This window comes from Vibrio sp. nBUS_14 (assembly GCF_051201655.1).
Lineage (GTDB): Bacteria > Pseudomonadota > Gammaproteobacteria > Enterobacterales > Vibrionaceae > Vibrio.
This window is the reverse complement of the sequence record NZ_CP179206.1, coordinates 987,510-1,003,523: the sequence shown is the minus strand read 5'-3', so window position 1 is coordinate 1,003,523 and position 16,014 is coordinate 987,510. Positions and strand designations below refer to the sequence as shown.

The window sequence follows — 16,014 nt, the reverse complement described above, 5'->3', positions numbered from 1 at the left end:
TAAGCTAAACAGCAAACCAAGAGAACAACGTTATATTGAATCACCAATGTCGATATAACTATAAAGATTTGCTGCGGTCGTGGCGGAATTGGTAGACGCACCAGATTTAGGTTCTGGCGCCGAGAGGTGTGAGAGTTCAAGTCTCTCCGACCGCACCATTATTTAGATATCTTAAATGATGTCACTGTTGGGCTATCGCCAAGCGGTAAGGCACTGGCTTTTGATGCCAGCATTCCCTGGTTCGAATCCAGGTAGCCCAGCCACTATTTAAACTCTTTGTTTTCTACTTAGCTTTTTTAAGCTAAACAGCAAACCAAGAGAACAACGTTATATTGAATCACCAATGTCGATATAACTATAAAGATTTGCTGCGGTCGTGGCGGAATTGGTAGACGCACCAGATTTAGGTTCTGGCGCCGAGAGGTGTGAGAGTTCAAGTCTCTCCGACCGCACCATTATTTAGATATCTTAAATGATATCACTGTTGGGCTATCGCCAAGCGGTAAGGCACTGGCTTTTGATGCCAGCATTCCCTGGTTCGAATCCAGGTAGCCCAGCCACTATTTAAACTCTTTGTTTTTTACTTAGCTTTTTTAAGCTAAACAGCAAACCAAGAGAACAACGTTATATTGAATCACCAATGTCGATATAACTATAAAGATTTGCTGCGGTCGTGGCGGAATTGGTAGACGCACCAGATTTAGGTTCTGGCGCCGAGAGGTGTGAGAGTTCAAGTCTCTCCGACCGCACCATTATTTCTCTTTTATTAGAGATAAAATAGTGAATACATAAAATTCATTATTGGCTACTTAGCTCAGTTGGTTAGAGCACATCACTCATAATGATGGGGTCGCAGGTTCGAATCCCGCAGTAGCCACCATTCTTTCCTTATGAAAGAAAGACAACAACGTTATATTGAATCACCAGTGTCGATATAACTATAAAGATTTGCTGCGGTCGTGGCGGAATTGGTAGACGCACCAGATTTAGGTTCTGGCGCCGAGAGGTGTGAGAGTTCAAGTCTCTCCGACCGCACCATTTTTTCTCTTTTATTAGAGATAAAATAGTGAATACATAAATTCATTATTGGCTACTTAGCTCAGTTGGTTAGAGCACATCACTCATAATGATGGGGTCGCAGGTTCGAATCCCGCAGTAGCCACCATTCTTTCCTTATGAAAGAAAGAAAGACAACAACGTTATATTGAATCACCAATGTCGATATAACTATAAAGATTTGCTGCGGTCGTGGCGGAATTGGTAGACGCACCAGATTTAGGTTCTGGCGCCGAGAGGTGTGAGAGTTCAAGTCTCTCCGACCGCACCATCATTGAATAGAACCCAGCTTTTTAGCTGGGTTTTGTTTTATCTGGAATATGTAAATCTGCTAGCCAAGTCACCAAGTATTCTCTTCTATAACCTCACTTTTACTCCGATTTTATTAGACAATCTCAGCTCCATTTTCTAACTGAGTATGACTTCCTATGAAAACCCTCCCTTTAACGATCGGTTGCTACACAGATTCTCCAAGTAATAGCCAAGGTGTATATCAAACTCAGTTAGATCTAGAGACGGGAATGCTGTTACCTTTAGAGCTTATAGCAGCCTGCACTAACCCCTCCTTTGTCACCACGACCAAGCTAGGGATCTACACAGCTTCTGAAGTTAACCAGAAGATACAACCACAGCTAATTCATATACCTAATACTGATTCAAAAATTTCGTCAAATGCTGGGCTAATTTCAGGAGAGCATCCTTGTCATATCGCGATAGATCCCCACAATAAGTTTGCTATTACATCGCAATATTCATCAGGGACATTCGATATATTTAGTTTAAGTATCAATGGCAATATCGATAAACGACTCAAAACACTTAAAATGGTTGGTTCTGGACCTAATGCAGAAAGACAAACTGGCCCACATGCTCATCAAAGCCTTTTTCTGAAGAATTCTCCTCAGTTTGTCACCATCGATCTCGGGGCCGATCGAGTCAACTTCTATTGCTTCGACGAAGAACAAGAAGAGTTCCTTGATGAGCCAATGCAGTCTATTAAAGTGCCTGCAGGGAATGGACCTCGTCACCTAGTCTTTAACCAAGCTGAAGATCGAGCCTATTTGGTGTGCGAACTCTCCGAAACGATATTGATTTTGGAGAAGTCTTTAGGGGTGTGGAATATTGTGGAAGAGGTTGACGCACTTCCTAACATGGGGAAAGGAGAAGCGGCGGCGGCAATTAAGCTATCGCCAGATGAGCAATTCCTTTATGTATCTTGTCGACATCAATCAAGAATCAGTTGTTTTCGAATAGATTCAACCACTCAAAAGCTCATTTTTATGGATAGCTACGATGTTGAAGGTAAGTTCCCTCGCGACTTTCATATCACTAATGACGGCCAATGGCTTATCACCGCAAACCAGCACTCCAACAACCTCACATCATTCAAACGAAATGTTGAGGACGGCTCTCTCACCTATACGGGATGTTCTTTAGCCATTGATGTGCCTGTGTGTGTGACGCAACAGCATTAAGCATTATCACGAGATCAAAAAAGGAGAACCTCTGTTCTCCTTCTTTTTATCACTAGATAATTTGGGCTTACGAATCATAACCCTAAAGCGTATTTAAGCACCTGTGATTTAATCGGCCCTGAATTTTCTGCTAGCTTTAGTGCAGCATTACGCACAAACTTGAGCGGGCCAATATCATTGCTGAACGTTTTATAGAAAAAGTCCATACCGCTTTGCATCATTAGATTGTCACCTCTTCTGATCACTTCATAGCGTCTCGCCACAGATTGATTCAATTCACCTTTTTCTTTAGTGATATTCAATAGCGCTGCCACATCTTTAAAGCCCAAGTTAACACCCTGCCCTGCTAGAGGGTTAATCGTATGCGCAGAGTCCCCGACGAGAATGCAATTATTCTTCGAGTATGATTGAGCATGACGTCGAGTCAAAGGGAATGAACCTGCATTCAACACTTTTACATCACCCAACTCTGCAGGGAAGCTAGTGATAACCTCATTACGTAATTTTTCTGGGCTCATCGCAGACAGTTGCTTTATACGAGATGGGGAGTCATACCAAACCAACGACCCCTGCCCGATGTCTTGACCGTCAGAGGTTAGAGAACACAATGGCAAGAATGAACGAGGACCACTTGGTAGGAATTGCTGCCAAGTAATATCTTGTTGAGGCTGCTCGGTTTCGACATTGATAAGCATGCAGTGCTGTCGGTAATCCCAAGCCGTAATACCAATTCCAGCTTGCTGACGAACATCTGAGTTCGCGCCATCAGCGCCAATCACCCATCTCGCTGATAACTGCGAACCTGATTGAAGCTTCACAATATTGGTTTCGCCAAATTCAATAGCGTCTAATTTCTCTGGGCATAACAGCTCTAAATTATCATAAGTATCAAACTGAGCCCATAAACCCAATTGGATTAATCGATTCTCAACGATGTAACCTAAACGAGGTAAATCAAGAGATGCGGCATCAAAACGAGTACGGCACTCTGGGTGCTCCCAAGTTTCCAAACGCTTGTAAGAACAGACGCGCATTGCAGCGATGCTTTGCCATGCACCCAGCTCTTCAAGCAAATCAACTGAAGCCTGAGAAATTGCTGATACACGTATATCCATCGCTTGTGAGTCATCATAAGCCTTTGGAGCAAAGCCTTCGATCACGGCAACATTCAGTCCTTGTTGAGCAAAGCCGATTGCAGTCGCAGCACCAACCATGCCACCACCCACTACTACAATGTCGTAATTGTTCATATTTTGTACTTATCATTTTGATTCTTTGACTGTTTTCGATTGTACGTTTTCACAACTAACTTGTAACCAAAAACCTTATTCCAAAAAAGGGGTCCCCTTTGCTGTACCTAGCGTTAACGATAATAAAAACAACTACCGAAGAGATTTTATCAGACTACTAGTCAGTCGGTTTTGAAACCAGTACAATACGCGGCTTGCTGCCAGAGCCAGTCATAAAAACTGAATGAGTTAATATGACAAACGGTACTTGCAGATGAATACTGGGCAATTTGCTCCCTTAAATTAAACTAACGATCGAGCGAACAAAAAATGAGTAAGAAACTGCTAATTAAAACTTGGGGCTGTCAGATGAATGAATACGATTCATCAAAAATGGCTGACCTGCTTAACGCTGCAAATGGCTATGAGCTAACTGAAGTACCTGAGGAAGCAGACGTACTACTCCTGAATACTTGTTCTATTCGTGAAAAAGCGCAAGAAAAGGTATTCCACCAGCTTGGTCGTTGGAAAACGCTTAAAGATAAAAAAGAAGGTGTGGTGATCGGTGTGGGTGGCTGTGTAGCAACTCAAGAAGGTGACCATATCCGTCAACGCGCACCTTATGTTGACGTAATCTTTGGTCCTCAAACATTACACCGTCTGCCAGAAATGATTAAGTCATCTCTGTCTAACGAGAAACCTGTAATGGACATCTCATTCCCTGAGATCGAAAAATTCGATAATCTTCCAGAACCAAAAGCAGACGGCGCAACAGCGTACGTTTCTATCATGGAAGGTTGTTCTAAGTACTGTACTTACTGTGTTGTGCCATATACTCGTGGCGAAGAAGTTAGCCGTCCAATGGATGATGTACTTTACGAAGTTGCACAACTTGCAGAACAAGGTGTACGTGAAGTAAACCTACTTGGCCAAAACGTAAACGCATTCCGTGGTCCAACTCACGAAGGCGACATCTGTACATTTGCAGAACTACTTCGCCTAGTTGCGTCTATTGATGGTATCGACCGTATTCGTTTCACAACAAGCCACCCGCTTGAGTTCGGCGACGACATCATTGAAGTTTACAAAGACACACCGGAACTAGTGAGCTTCCTTCACTTACCAGTACAAAGTGGCAGTGACCGTATTCTAACTATGATGAAGCGTCCACATACGGCAATTGAATACAAATCTATCATTCGTAAACTGCGTAAAGCTCGCCCTGATATTCAAATCAGCTCTGACTTTATCGTTGGTTTCCCTGGTGAGTCTAAGCAAGACTTCCAAGATACGATGAAACTGATCAAAGAAGTTGATTTCGATATGAGCTTCAGCTTTGTTTTCTCTCCTCGTCCAGGTACGCCAGCTGCAGATTACCCATGTGATGTGCCAGCACAAGAGAAGAAAGATCGTCTATACGAGCTGCAACAAACGGTGAACACTCAAGCTATGCGTTTCTCTCGCCTAATGTTAGGTACAGAGCAGCGTATTCTTGTAGAAGGTCCTTCAAGAAAGAACCTAATGGAACTTCGTGGCCGTACTGAAAACAGCCGTGTTGTGAACTTTGAAGGTTCTGCTGATCTTATCGGCCAATTCGTAGATGTGAAGATCACTGAGGTTTACACCAACTCTCTACGTGGTGAACTGGTTCGTACAGAAAAAGACATGGGCCTACGCGTGGCAATGACGCCAGCAGAAATGATGGAAAAAACAAAACGCGAAGATGAGCTAGGTGTAGCGACATTTACGCCTTAGTCAGATAACGTTTGAGAACAAAGCTCAAACGAAAAAGCTTGAAATTACCTAACTAAGTGACCATCTTAGAAATAGGGAATCACCATCAGAAGCCCGGTCTATATCGGGCTTCTTGCTCTTTTTTTATTTAAGAGTGAGTGGCACAAAATGAGAGGCTAATTTGAGCAATAAAATCGTTACTTTAGAGATTAACCTAGAACCTGCCGACAACCTACGTCTGGCAAGCTTATGTGGTCCATTCGACGACAATATCAAACACCTTGAACGCCGTCTTGGCGTTGAAATTAATTACCGTAGTAACTTCTTCACCATAGTAGGCAAGCCTCACACTACAGCGGCCGCTCTAGATATCATCAAGCACCTCTATGTAGAAACGGCTCCTGTCAAAGGCAACGTGTCCGATATTGAACCTGAACAGGTTCACCTCGCGGTCACCGAGTCTGGTATTTTAGAGCAGCATGTCGAGTCTGAAATCGACTACGGCAAAGAAGTGACCATTAAGACTAAAAAAGGCGTCATCAAGCCACGTACACCCAACCAAGCTCAATACTTGATGAACATGGTCACTCATGACATCACCTTTGGTATTGGCCCTGCTGGTACAGGTAAAACGTACTTGGCAGTCGCAGCAGCGGTAGATGCTCTTGAACGCCAAGAAGTTCGCCGAATCCTCCTGACTCGCCCTGCCGTTGAAGCGGGTGAGAAGCTTGGTTTCCTTCCGGGTGATTTAAGCCAGAAAGTCGATCCATATTTGCGTCCACTTTACGATGCGCTCTTTGAGATGCTTGGTTTTGAACGTGTTGAGAAACTGATTGAGCGTAACGTGATTGAAGTTGCTCCTCTGGCTTACATGCGTGGTCGTACACTGAATGATGCATTTATCATTCTAGATGAGAGCCAAAACACCACAGTAGAGCAAATGAAAATGTTCTTAACCCGTATCGGTTTTAACTCTCGCGCTGTGATCACTGGTGATATCACTCAAATCGACTTACCTCGTGGGGCGAAATCAGGCCTACGCCACGCGACTGAAGTGCTCAGTGACGTTGATGACATTAGCTTTAACTTCTTCATGTCTGAAGACGTCGTTCGTCACCCTGTGGTTGCTCGTATCGTCAACGCGTACGAAAAGTGGGAAGCAAAAGACCAGAAAGAGCGCAAAGAGTTTGAACAACGTAAGCGTGAAGAACGCGAAGCTAAGCTTCTTGAGGCTCAACAAGCCGTTACGACACAATTAGCAACACAAAATAGCTCTGTAATTGCAGAACAAGGTGATAAATAGATGTCTATTGAACTAGACCTGCAAATAGCGGTCGAAAATGAGCAAGGTCTCCCAACCGAGCAAGATATTCAGCTTTGGTTGAATAAGACAATCTCTCAGTTTCAAGAGAGTGCCGAGCTCACCGTTCGTATTGTTGATACAGAAGAGAGCCACCAGCTCAACCATGATTATCGTGGAAAAGATAAGCCAACTAACGTGCTGTCTTTCCCATTTGAAGCGCCACCAGGAATGGAATTAGATCTACTGGGTGACCTTATTATCTGCCGCCAAGTTGTCGAAAAAGAAGCAGAAGAGCAAAATAAGCCTCTGCTAGCACACTGGGCTCATATGGTTGTACATGGCAGTCTGCATCTGCTAGGTTATGATCATATCGAAGATGATGAAGCTGAAGAGATGGAGTCACTCGAGACAGAAATCATGCAAACTATGGGCTTTGAAGACCCTTACATTCTAGAAAAGTAAATTGACTCTAGTAACGTAGATTGCAGAGAAACAAGAACTCATCGAACCTGTTATTTTCACAGGAATCTGAGTTTTAATGTGTGCTATCACACTTCTGATAGCGTTATTTTTTGAGAAATCATGAACGAAGGTAACCCCCCCACTTCTGAGGGAAGTAAAAAATCTGAAGGTCCGAGTAGAAAGTCCTTCTTTGAACGTCTAGGCCAAATATTTCAAGGCGAAGTTAAAGATCGCCAAGAACTTGTGGATGTTATCCGCGGTTCTGAAATTAATGACCTAATTGACCACGACACTCGCGACATGCTCGAAGGTGTTATGGAAATTTCAGAGATGCGAGTACGCGATATCATGCTGCCTCGCTCTCAAATGGTTACAGTTGAACGCACCGACGATTTAGATACGTTGATTGCACTTATTACTGATGCTCAACACTCTCGCTACCCAGTGATCAGTGAAGATAAAGACCATGTTGAAGGCATTCTATTAGCGAAGGACCTACTTAAGTATTTGGGTTCAGAAAGTGCCCCATTTGATATCGAACAAGTGATTCGCCCTGTCGTGGTTGTTCCTGAAAGTAAGCGAGTTGATCGCCTGCTCAAGGAATTCCAAGAAGAGCGTTACCACATGTCTATCGTTGTTGATGAGTTTGGTGGTGTTTCTGGCCTGGTAACCATTGAAGATATCCTCGAAGAAATCGTTGGTGAAATTGAAGACGAATTCGACGATGAAGAAGAAGTAGATATTCGTAAGCTGAGTAAGCATACCTTCGCTGTTAAAGCTTTAACCACTATTGAAGATTTCAACGATACGTTTGAAACCTCTTTCAGTGATGACGAAGTGGATACAGTCGGCGGCATGGTAATGACAGCATTAGGTCACTTACCGGTTCGTGGCGAAATTGTAGAAATCGAAAACTACCATTTCAAAGTGACATCAGCTGATAACCGCCGTGTGATTCAGTTGCAGGTAACGATACCTGACGAACAACCTCTTCCAACTATCGAAGAATAACAACTTCTCTCTAAAGAGATGACAGAAATTAGATGACTAAACTATTTAATCATCGCCTATTACGGCCGCTTGCGGCCGTTTTTGTTGGCGCTATAACAACCCTTTCATTCGCTCCGTATTCAATATGGCCTCTTGCTATTCTCAGTCCAGCTTTATTGCTGTTACTGATCAACAATCGCTCTCCAAAAAGTGCGCTTTGGATTGGTTACGCATGGGGTTTAGGTCAATTCACGACTGGTATTAGTTGGGTATACGTCAGTATTGATGGCTTTGGCGGAATGCCACTGGCTGCCAATTTATTCTTAATGGCATTGCTTGTTGGTTATCTTGCGGTCTACTCTGGTCTATTTACTTGGAGTTTAAACAAATTCTTTCCGAGCAATAACCTAAGCCGATTTTTTCTTGCTGCACCTGCACTATGGTTAATCTGTGATTGGCTACGCGGTTGGGTAATGACAGGCTTCCCGTGGTTATGGCTAGGTTACAGCCAAATCGACTCGCCACTAGGTTCATTCGCACCGATTGGTGGTGTCGAGCTTGTGACTCTAGCAATTATTGTGTCGGCTTCTGCACTCACTTATACGGTCATAAATAAGGCTTGGAGTGTCGGCATTATCCCTGCGATTGTCTTTAGTGCTGGTTTCGGTATTCGAAATATCAACTGGGTAACCCCGAATCCTGATAAAACAACGTCAGTGGTGCTGATTCAAGGCAACGTCGATCAAGACAGCAAATGGCTACCTAGCCATCGCTGGCCAACCATGATGAAATACACAGACCTAAGCCGAGAAAACTGGGACGCTGATATCATCATCTGGCCTGAAGCGGCTATTCCAGCATTCGAAGTTGAGATTCCATCTTTCCTACGTAACTTAGATAGCGCAGCGAAGATGAACAACAGCTCAATCATTACTGGCGTGCTGAATCAATCTGAAGATAAGAAGTACTACAACAGTGTTCTTTCACTTGGTGTGAATCCATATGGTGAGTACAGCTATGATCCAGACGAGCGCTACCATAAGCATCACCTGTTACCGTTTGGTGAATTTGTTCCGTTTGAGGATATCCTACGCCCGTTAGCACCGTTCTTTAACTTGCCAATGTCATCATTCAGCCGTGGCGACTTTGTTCAACCAAACATCGTGGCAAATGGTCGTCATCTAGCGCCTGCGTTGTGTTATGAAATCATATTCAATGATCAAGTTAGACAAAATGTGACCGATGAAACTGACTTTATCCTAACGCTCTCTAATGATGCGTGGTTCGGCCGTTCGATTGGTCCATTGCAACATATGGAAATCGCACAGATGCGTGCTCTGGAGCTTGGGAAGCCGCTAATTCGCTCTACCAACAATGGGGTAACGGCAGTAACGGATCACAAAGGCAAGATCATCAAACAAATACCGCAGTTTACAACGGCAGTATTGAAAGTTGAACTCATTTCAACGGATGGTCAAACCCCTTATCACGTGGTCGGTACTTGGCCACTGTATATCTGGGCATTGCTGAGTTTGGTAGCAGGCTGGTTTATGAGAAGAAAAGACTAGATTCGAGATTCGAGATTCGAGATTCGAGATTCGACGAAAAGTAATTTGAGGGTTGACTGATAGGGTCAACCCTTTTTATTGCTGCGGTTTAATATGGTTCAGGAATTTATGGCTTAAGCGCTTTACGGCTAAACCCTGTCGAACCACATTTAATACACGGAATAATCGTCGTTGGGTGGTTATATTCGGTTTGATGTCCACACTCATCACAGACAAGTGTCCCGAGCCCTATAACCTCTTCCGCTTGATACAAGCCTTGGTGTTCTACGTCTTGAAACAGTTCAACCCATTCCACCTTAGTACGATCAGTGATGTCCAACAACCCTTGCCAGATAGAATCTGTTATCATCAAATAAAATGGACCACCCTTACTCTCTTCATAGCTTTCGGAAAACTCTTTTAAATCCGACTTCACGTAAGCGGAAATCAACGACAGCTCGTCTTTGGTCATGTCATTGGCGGCTTTTGCATACTTACCTGACGTCTCGATTTTGTTGTTAAGCTCTTCAGGACTATGCTTCAGCGTTTCTATCACCTCTTCGACGACTTCTTCATAGAGTGCTTTTTTCTTCGGCATAACGACCTCCTTAAGATGACCAAGCTTTATCTTAGTGAACGGGACTGCCGTTAAGCGACCAGTTCCTAACAAACAAATGCAATTCATACCCTTAAGTATAGCTGTCCTAGGTAATTCGGTTGAATTTACGCAATCAACCACGCTGCAACTGCAAGTATGAAGAGTATAACTATTGTTGTACTAAGCTCCTTTAGGTATTCTATGACGATCTGTAAGATTCTGTTCTAACCGAACTCACAAATTCCAAGATAACCGGATACCATCGATGCAAGAACAATATAACCCGCAAGAGATTGAACAAAAGGTTCAACAACACTGGGATGACAGCGAGACTTTCGTTGTAAGTGAAGACCCAAATAAAGAAAAATTCTACTGTCTTTCTATGTTCCCGTACCCAAGTGGCCGACTGCATATGGGTCACGTGCGTAACTACACCATCGGTGATGTGGTATCTCGTTTCCAACGTCTACAAGGCAAAAACGTAATGCAGCCAATCGGTTGGGATGCATTCGGCCTACCTGCAGAAAACGCAGCTGTAAAAAACAACACAGCGCCTGCTCCGTGGACTTACGAAAACATCGAATACATGAAAAACCAGCTTAAACTTTTGGGCTTTGGTTACGACTGGAAACGTGAATTCGCAACGTGTACACCTGAGTACTACCGTTGGGAACAAGAGTTCTTCACTAAACTTTACGAACAAGGCCTAGTGTACAAGAAGACTTCTTCTGTTAACTGGTGTCCAAACGACCAAACAGTTCTTGCGAACGAGCAAGTAGAAGACGGTTGCTGCTGGCGTTGTGATACTCCAGTAGAACAAAAGAAGATCCCACAGTGGTTTATTAAGATCACTGAGTACGCTCAAGAGCTACTAGACGATCTAGACAACCTTGAAGGTTGGCCTGAAATGGTTAAGACCATGCAGCGCAACTGGATCGGTCGCTCTGAAGGTGTTGAGCTATCTTTCGCTGTCAACGGTGAAGAAGCGCCACTAGAAGTTTATACAACTCGTCCAGACACACTAATGGGTGTTTCTTATGTTGGTATCGCTGCAGGTCACCCACTTGCAGAGAAAGCATCAAAGAACAACCCTGAGCTTGCAGCATTCGTTGAAGAATGTCGTAACACCAAAGTGGCTGAAGCAGAATTAGCAACGATGGAAAAGAAAGGTATGGATACTGGCCTAACGGCTATCCACCCTCTTAACGGTCGTGTTGTTCCTGTTTACGTAGCTAACTTCGTCCTTATGGATTACGGCACAGGTGCTGTAATGGCGGTTCCTGCTCACGACCAACGTGACTACGAATTCGCAACTAAGTACGGCATCGATATCATCCCAGTAATCAAGCCAGAAGATGGTTCTGAGCTAGATGTTTCTGAAGCAGCTTACACAGAGAAAGGCGTACTGTTCGATTCAGGTGAATTCGATGGTCTTGCTTTCCAAGAAGCATTTAATGCAATCGCTGCGAAGCTTGAAGCTGAAGGCAAAGGTAAGAAGACTGTAAACTTCCGTCTGCGTGACTGGGGTGTATCTCGTCAGCGTTATTGGGGTGCTCCAATCCCAATGGTAACCACTGAAGATGGTGAAGTTCATCCAGTACCAGCAGACCAACTACCCGTTATTCTTCCAGAAGACGTGGTAATGGATGGCGTTACTAGCCCAATCAAAGCTGACAAATCTTGGGCTGAAACAACATTCAATGGCGAACCAGCGCTACGTGAAACTGATACGTTCGATACTTTCATGGAATCTTCATGGTACTACGCACGTTACTGTTCACCACAAGCTGACGACATTCTAGATCCAGAGAAAGCAAACTACTGGTTGCCAGTTGACCAATACGTTGGTGGTATTGAGCACGCATGTATGCACCTGCTTTACTCTCGTTTCTTCCACAAGCTTCTTCGTGATGCGGGTTACGTGACATCTGATGAACCGTTCAAACAGCTTCTATGTCAAGGCATGGTTCTCGCTGACGCGTTCTACCACACGAACGAGAAAGGCACGAAGGAATGGATTGCTCCAACTGACGTGACTATCGACCGTGACGCGAAAGGTCGCATTGAAAAAGCAGTCGACAACCAAGGCCGCGACGTTGATCACTCAGGCATGATCAAAATGTCTAAGTCTAAGAACAACGGTATCGACCCACAAGAGATGGTAGACAAGTACGGTGCTGATACAGTACGCCTATTCATGATGTTTGCATCGCCTGCAGACATGACGCTGGAATGGCAAGAGTCTGGCGTTGAAGGCGCAAACCGCTTCCTTAAGCGTGTTTGGAAACTGGTTCACGCTCACTCAGCTAAAGGTGCTGCTGAATCTGTTGATGCTTCTGCGCTGTCTGGTGATCAGAAAGCACTTCGTCGTGATATTCACAAGACTATCGCGAAAGTAACGGACGATATCGGCCGTCGCCAAACATTCAACACTGCCATCGCTGCGATCATGGAACTGATGAACAAACTAGCGAAAGCACCTCAAGAATCTGTACAAGATCGTGCAATCCTTGATGAAGCGCTAAAAGCAGTGGTTCGCATGCTTTACCCAATGACTCCACACATCTCTTACGAAATGTGGATTGCATTAGGTGAATCAAACGTAGACTCAGCAACATGGCCAACTTTCGATGAGAAAGCGCTAGTTGAAGACGAGAAGACTATCGTTGTAATGATCAACGGTAAGCTACGTGCGAAGCTAACGGTTGCAGCTGACGCAACAGAAGAGCAAGTTCGTGAGCTTGGTCTAAACGATGAGAACGCTAAGAAGTTCTTAGATGGCTTAACTATTCGTAAAGTTATCTTTGTACCTGGTAAGCTTCTGAACATCGTAGCTAACTAATATTAGTTTAACTAACATTGGCTAACTAACTAGTTGCAGATTAAAGCGAACTATCTTTAGTCTGCACATATAACTGCTGGAGCGAACTTATTCTGTTTTCAGCAGTCTTTAGACAGGGTGCAATATTGCCCTGTCTACTTATTTAAGTGCTTTAGACCCAGAGCCCTACGATTCAAAAGCTCTAAAGCCTTTAAATAAGTATTCTACCGTCATGAGAGCCATCAAATAATGCGCCTGATTTCACTATCTTCATTGAAAGTTACTATTGTTGTTTTAACCGTTAGCCTGCTAAGTGCCTGTGGTTTCCACCTGCGTGGTGATTACTCCGTACCAGAAGAACTCAACAAGATCTCTGTGACCAGTTACGACCAATACAGTACGTTCACACGAATGATGAAAGGCCAACTGCGTATGAATGATGTAGAAATTGTGCCACCAGCTGAGAACACACCTAACTTGCACATTATTAGTGAGAGTGTTGGCGAGCGAACCCTGTCTCTATACCAAAACACTCGAGCCGCAGAAAAAGAGCTGACGTTCCGTTCTTCATATCGAGTAACTATCCCCGATCTAGGTTCAAAAACATTCTCAACTAGCGTGACTCGTAGTTACCTTGACAACCCGCTAACCGCACTCGCAAAATCGGTTGAACGAGACATAATTGAGGATGAAATGCGTAAGCTTGCCTCAAGCCAAATCCTTCGTCAGATGGCTCGATTGAAAGCGAACATTGCGGCAGGTAGTATGGATCTAGATGCGTTAGAAAACATTCAAGTAAAAGAGCTAGAAAAGCAGTACAACATCAAGAACATCGAAATTGACGATGTTGAGATCGACACCAGTGCAGCACCAGACGCTGAGCCTAGCGTAACTGTTGAGCAATAGGTTCATTTGATGCGTATTTTTGCTGATCGTTTATCTGAGCAACTTGCTAAGCAGTTAAGCAACGTTTACCTAATTTTTGGTAACGAGCCTTTGCTGCTACAGGAAAGCCGAGAAGCGATTCAAAAGACGGCCAAAGAGCAAGGCTTCGATGAACGTCTCCGTTTTGCGATTGATAATAGCCTCGACTGGAACCAAGTCTATGACTGCACTCAAGCATTAAGTCTATTTTCGAGTCGCCAGATCATCGAGCTTGAACTGCCTGAATCTGGGGTTAACGCTGCGATCGCGAAAGAGTTACTCGCGATTTCTGAGCATATTCACAACGACATATTATTGATATTGGTTGGAACTAAGCTGACGAAAGCCCAAGAGAATGCAAAATGGTTCAAAGCACTCTCGAACCAAGGGCATTGGGTAAGCTGTTTAACTCCTGATGTCGGCCGCTTACCTCAGTTTGTCCAAGCGCGTTGTCGTCAGGTTGGTCTGCTACCCGACCCTGAAGCGATTCAGATGCTGGCTCAATGGCACGAGGGCAACCTCTTCGCCCTAACTCAAAGCCTTGAAAAGCTGGCTCTACAGTATCCAGACGGAAAGCTCACATTAGTCCGACTAGAAGAGTCACTCAGCCGACATAACCACTTTACGCCATTCCATTGGAGTGATGCGTTATTGGCAGGCAAAGGTAACCGTGCACAAAGAATTCTGCGTCAGTTAGAAGCCGAAGGTGTCGAACCCGTCATTTTACTGCGCAGCATACAACGTGAGCTTGCTCTGCTATTACAAATGCAGCAACAAATGAAACAGATGCCAATCGGGCAGGTTTTTGACAAGCACCGTATATGGCAATCTAAGAAACCTCTCTATAACGCAGCGCTAACAAGAGTTTCAATTTCTCGATTACACTCCCTGTTTGCGTTGCTCACTCAAGCTGAATTGATAACAAAAACCCAATATGAACAGTCGCCTTGGCCACTAATTCATCAGTTAAGCGTAGAGTTTTGTATCCCTTCCGCTTCTATACCGTTTCACGCATAAAAGCGTGTTATATTCTAGGGTCAAAATACCCTAAACAAAGCTAAATTCAGATTAAAGGAACACCCAGTGTTACGTGAAGAACTAAAAGACTTTCTTGCAGACAAAGCCGACGACATGAAAGCAGAATCGATTGTAACTATCGATGTAGAAGGCAAATCAAGTGTGACTGATTTCATGATTGTTTGTACTGGCACTTCTAAGCGCCACGTTGCCTCTATTGCACAACATGTCGCAGATGAAGTAAGAAAAGTAGGTCTACAACCGCTAGGTATGGACGGACAAAAAGAAGGCGAATGGGTTGTCCTAGATATGGGTACGAGCATGCTGCACGTTATGCAAGAAGAGCATCGTGAGCTGTATCAACTAGAAAAGCTTTGGAGCTAAGCGTTGAAAATCCAACTGATTGCTGTTGGCACTAAAATGCCAAAGTGGGTTGAAGAAGGCTTTCAAGAGTATCGCCGTCGCTTCCCTCACGACATGCCATTAGAGCTCATTGAGATCACTGCAGGTAAACGTGGCAAAAATGCCGATATTGCACGTATTCTTCAAAAAGAAGGTGAAGCGATGTTGGCAGCGGTTCCAAAAGGCAACCGTATTGTCACGCTCGATATCCCAGGGAAAAAATGGGATACACCACAACTTGCTGAGCAATTAGAAAGTTGGAAGTTAGATGGACGCGATGTGTCCATCCTCATTGGAGGGCCTGAAGGATTAGCCCCTGCATGTAAAGCAGCCGCGGATCAAAGCTGGTCTTTGTCAGCACTGACCTTACCTCACCCATTAGTACGCGTTATCATGGCTGAAAGCTTGTATCGAGCTTGGAGCATCACTGCTAACCACCCGTACCACCGAGAATAA

At 44.2% G+C, this 16,014-nt stretch carries 13 protein-coding genes and 9 tRNA genes; 20 read left to right on the top strand and 2 right to left on the bottom strand.

Translation table 11 applies throughout. The features are described from left to right. The first annotated feature begins 73 nt into the window (after positions 1-73). The 10 genes from ACMAZD_RS04600 (at position 74) to ACMAZD_RS04555 (ending at position 2,531) form a co-directional block, all read left to right on the top strand. Positions 74-158 (top strand) — tRNA-Leu (locus tag ACMAZD_RS04600). 30 nt (positions 159-188) lie between these two features. Then, positions 189-263, top strand: a tRNA-Gln gene (locus tag ACMAZD_RS04595). A gap of 107 nt (positions 264-370) precedes the next feature. Further along, a tRNA-Leu gene (locus tag ACMAZD_RS04590) sits at positions 371-455 on the top strand. 30 nt (positions 456-485) lie between these two features. Further along, a tRNA-Gln gene (locus ACMAZD_RS04585) sits at positions 486-560 on the top strand. A 107-nt stretch (positions 561-667) separates the two neighbouring features. Continuing rightward, positions 668-752: transfer RNA gene (locus ACMAZD_RS04580), tRNA-Leu, on the top strand. Positions 753-803: 51 nt separating this feature from the next. Then, positions 804-880: transfer RNA gene (locus tag ACMAZD_RS04575), tRNA-Met, on the top strand. 73 nt (positions 881-953) lie between these two features. Continuing rightward, positions 954-1,038: transfer RNA gene (locus ACMAZD_RS04570), tRNA-Leu, on the top strand. A 50-nt stretch (positions 1,039-1,088) separates the two neighbouring features. Then, positions 1,089-1,165 (top strand) — tRNA-Met (locus ACMAZD_RS04565). A gap of 77 nt (positions 1,166-1,242) precedes the next feature. Beyond that, positions 1,243-1,327: transfer RNA gene (locus tag ACMAZD_RS04560), tRNA-Leu, on the top strand. A gap of 157 nt (positions 1,328-1,484) precedes the next feature. Further along, positions 1,485-2,531: a lactonase family protein gene (locus tag ACMAZD_RS04555; RefSeq protein WP_435248735.1), complete on the top strand. Its 1,047-nt coding sequence runs from the start codon at positions 1,485-1,487 to the stop codon at positions 2,529-2,531. A 74-nt stretch (positions 2,532-2,605) separates the two neighbouring features. On the opposite strand, the gene ACMAZD_RS04550 is transcribed toward ACMAZD_RS04555, so the two are convergent. Further along, positions 2,606-3,781 carry a 2-octaprenyl-3-methyl-6-methoxy-1,4-benzoquinol hydroxylase gene (locus ACMAZD_RS04550; protein WP_435248734.1) on the bottom strand — a complete coding sequence of 392 codons (1,176 nt, stop codon included), beginning with the start codon at positions 3,779-3,781 and terminating at the stop codon, positions 2,606-2,608. Between the two features lie 309 nt (positions 3,782-4,090). On the opposite strand from ACMAZD_RS04550, the gene miaB reads away from it, so the two are divergent. From miaB to lnt, 5 genes are all read left to right on the top strand, one after another. Next, positions 4,091-5,515: a tRNA (N6-isopentenyl adenosine(37)-C2)-methylthiotransferase MiaB gene (gene miaB, locus ACMAZD_RS04545; protein WP_017104422.1), complete on the top strand. Its 1,425-nt coding sequence runs from the start codon at positions 4,091-4,093 to the stop codon at positions 5,513-5,515. 160 nt (positions 5,516-5,675) lie between these two features. Beyond that, positions 5,676-6,797 carry a PhoH family protein gene (locus ACMAZD_RS04540; RefSeq protein WP_065104948.1) on the top strand — a complete coding sequence of 374 codons (1,122 nt, stop codon included), beginning with the start codon at positions 5,676-5,678 and terminating at the stop codon, positions 6,795-6,797. Further along, the gene (gene ybeY, locus ACMAZD_RS04535) at positions 6,798-7,259 is read left to right on the top strand and encodes an rRNA maturation RNase YbeY (protein ID WP_435248733.1); all 462 of its coding nucleotides are present in this window, start codon (positions 6,798-6,800) and stop codon (positions 7,257-7,259) included. A 120-nt stretch (positions 7,260-7,379) separates the two neighbouring features. Beyond that, the gene (corC, locus tag ACMAZD_RS04530; protein WP_017104425.1) at positions 7,380-8,270 is read left to right on the top strand and encodes a CNNM family magnesium/cobalt transport protein CorC; all 891 of its coding nucleotides are present in this window, start codon (positions 7,380-7,382) and stop codon (positions 8,268-8,270) included. 32 nt (positions 8,271-8,302) lie between these two features. Continuing rightward, positions 8,303-9,817: an apolipoprotein N-acyltransferase gene (gene lnt / locus ACMAZD_RS04525; RefSeq protein WP_435248732.1), complete on the top strand. Its 1,515-nt coding sequence runs from the start codon at positions 8,303-8,305 to the stop codon at positions 9,815-9,817. A gap of 106 nt (positions 9,818-9,923) precedes the next feature. Here the strand turns inward: lnt and ACMAZD_RS04520 are convergent, their stop codons facing one another. Beyond that, the gene (locus ACMAZD_RS04520) at positions 9,924-10,394 is read right to left on the bottom strand and encodes a zinc ribbon-containing protein (RefSeq protein WP_435248731.1); all 471 of its coding nucleotides are present in this window, start codon (positions 10,392-10,394) and stop codon (positions 9,924-9,926) included. Positions 10,395-10,659: 265 nt separating this feature from the next. On the opposite strand from ACMAZD_RS04520, the gene leuS reads away from it, so the two are divergent. From leuS to rlmH, 5 genes are all read left to right on the top strand, one after another. Next, positions 10,660-13,236, top strand: a complete 2,577-nt coding sequence (leuS, locus tag ACMAZD_RS04515; RefSeq protein ID WP_435248730.1) for a leucine--tRNA ligase — start codon at positions 10,660-10,662, stop codon at positions 13,234-13,236. 228 nt (positions 13,237-13,464) lie between these two features. Then, positions 13,465-14,121 carry an LPS assembly lipoprotein LptE gene (lptE, locus tag ACMAZD_RS04510; protein ID WP_435248729.1) on the top strand — a complete coding sequence of 219 codons (657 nt, stop codon included), beginning with the start codon at positions 13,465-13,467 and terminating at the stop codon, positions 14,119-14,121. A 9-nt stretch (positions 14,122-14,130) separates the two neighbouring features. Beyond that, complete coding sequence (gene holA / locus ACMAZD_RS04505; RefSeq protein WP_435248728.1) at positions 14,131-15,156, top strand: DNA polymerase III subunit delta; 1,026 nt, start codon at positions 14,131-14,133, stop codon at positions 15,154-15,156. Between the two features lie 66 nt (positions 15,157-15,222). Beyond that, positions 15,223-15,540, top strand: a complete 318-nt coding sequence (gene rsfS / locus ACMAZD_RS04500) for a ribosome silencing factor (protein ID WP_017104431.1) — start codon at positions 15,223-15,225, stop codon at positions 15,538-15,540. Positions 15,541-15,543: 3 nt separating this feature from the next. Beyond that, positions 15,544-16,014, top strand: a complete 471-nt coding sequence (rlmH, locus tag ACMAZD_RS04495; protein ID WP_065104956.1) for a 23S rRNA (pseudouridine(1915)-N(3))-methyltransferase RlmH — start codon at positions 15,544-15,546, stop codon at positions 16,012-16,014.

Coding starts and splice junctions, on each gene's coding strand:
- ACMAZD_RS04555 (WP_435248735.1), top strand. CDS start 1,485: ATGAAAACCCTCCCTTTAACGATCGGTTGCTACACAGATTCTCCAAGT.
- ACMAZD_RS04550 (WP_435248734.1), bottom strand. CDS start 3,781: ATGAACAATTACGACATTGTAGTAGTGGGTGGTGGCATGGTTGGTGCT.
- miaB (WP_017104422.1), top strand. CDS start 4,091: ATGAGTAAGAAACTGCTAATTAAAACTTGGGGCTGTCAGATGAATGAA.
- ybeY (WP_435248733.1), top strand. CDS start 6,798: ATGTCTATTGAACTAGACCTGCAAATAGCGGTCGAAAATGAGCAAGGT.
- corC (WP_017104425.1), top strand. CDS start 7,380: ATGAACGAAGGTAACCCCCCCACTTCTGAGGGAAGTAAAAAATCTGAA.
- lnt (WP_435248732.1), top strand. CDS start 8,303: ATGACTAAACTATTTAATCATCGCCTATTACGGCCGCTTGCGGCCGTT.
- ACMAZD_RS04520 (WP_435248731.1), bottom strand. CDS start 10,394: ATGCCGAAGAAAAAAGCACTCTATGAAGAAGTCGTCGAAGAGGTGATA.
- leuS (WP_435248730.1), top strand. CDS start 10,660: ATGCAAGAACAATATAACCCGCAAGAGATTGAACAAAAGGTTCAACAA.
- lptE (WP_435248729.1), top strand. CDS start 13,465: ATGCGCCTGATTTCACTATCTTCATTGAAAGTTACTATTGTTGTTTTA.
- holA (WP_435248728.1), top strand. CDS start 14,131: ATGCGTATTTTTGCTGATCGTTTATCTGAGCAACTTGCTAAGCAGTTA.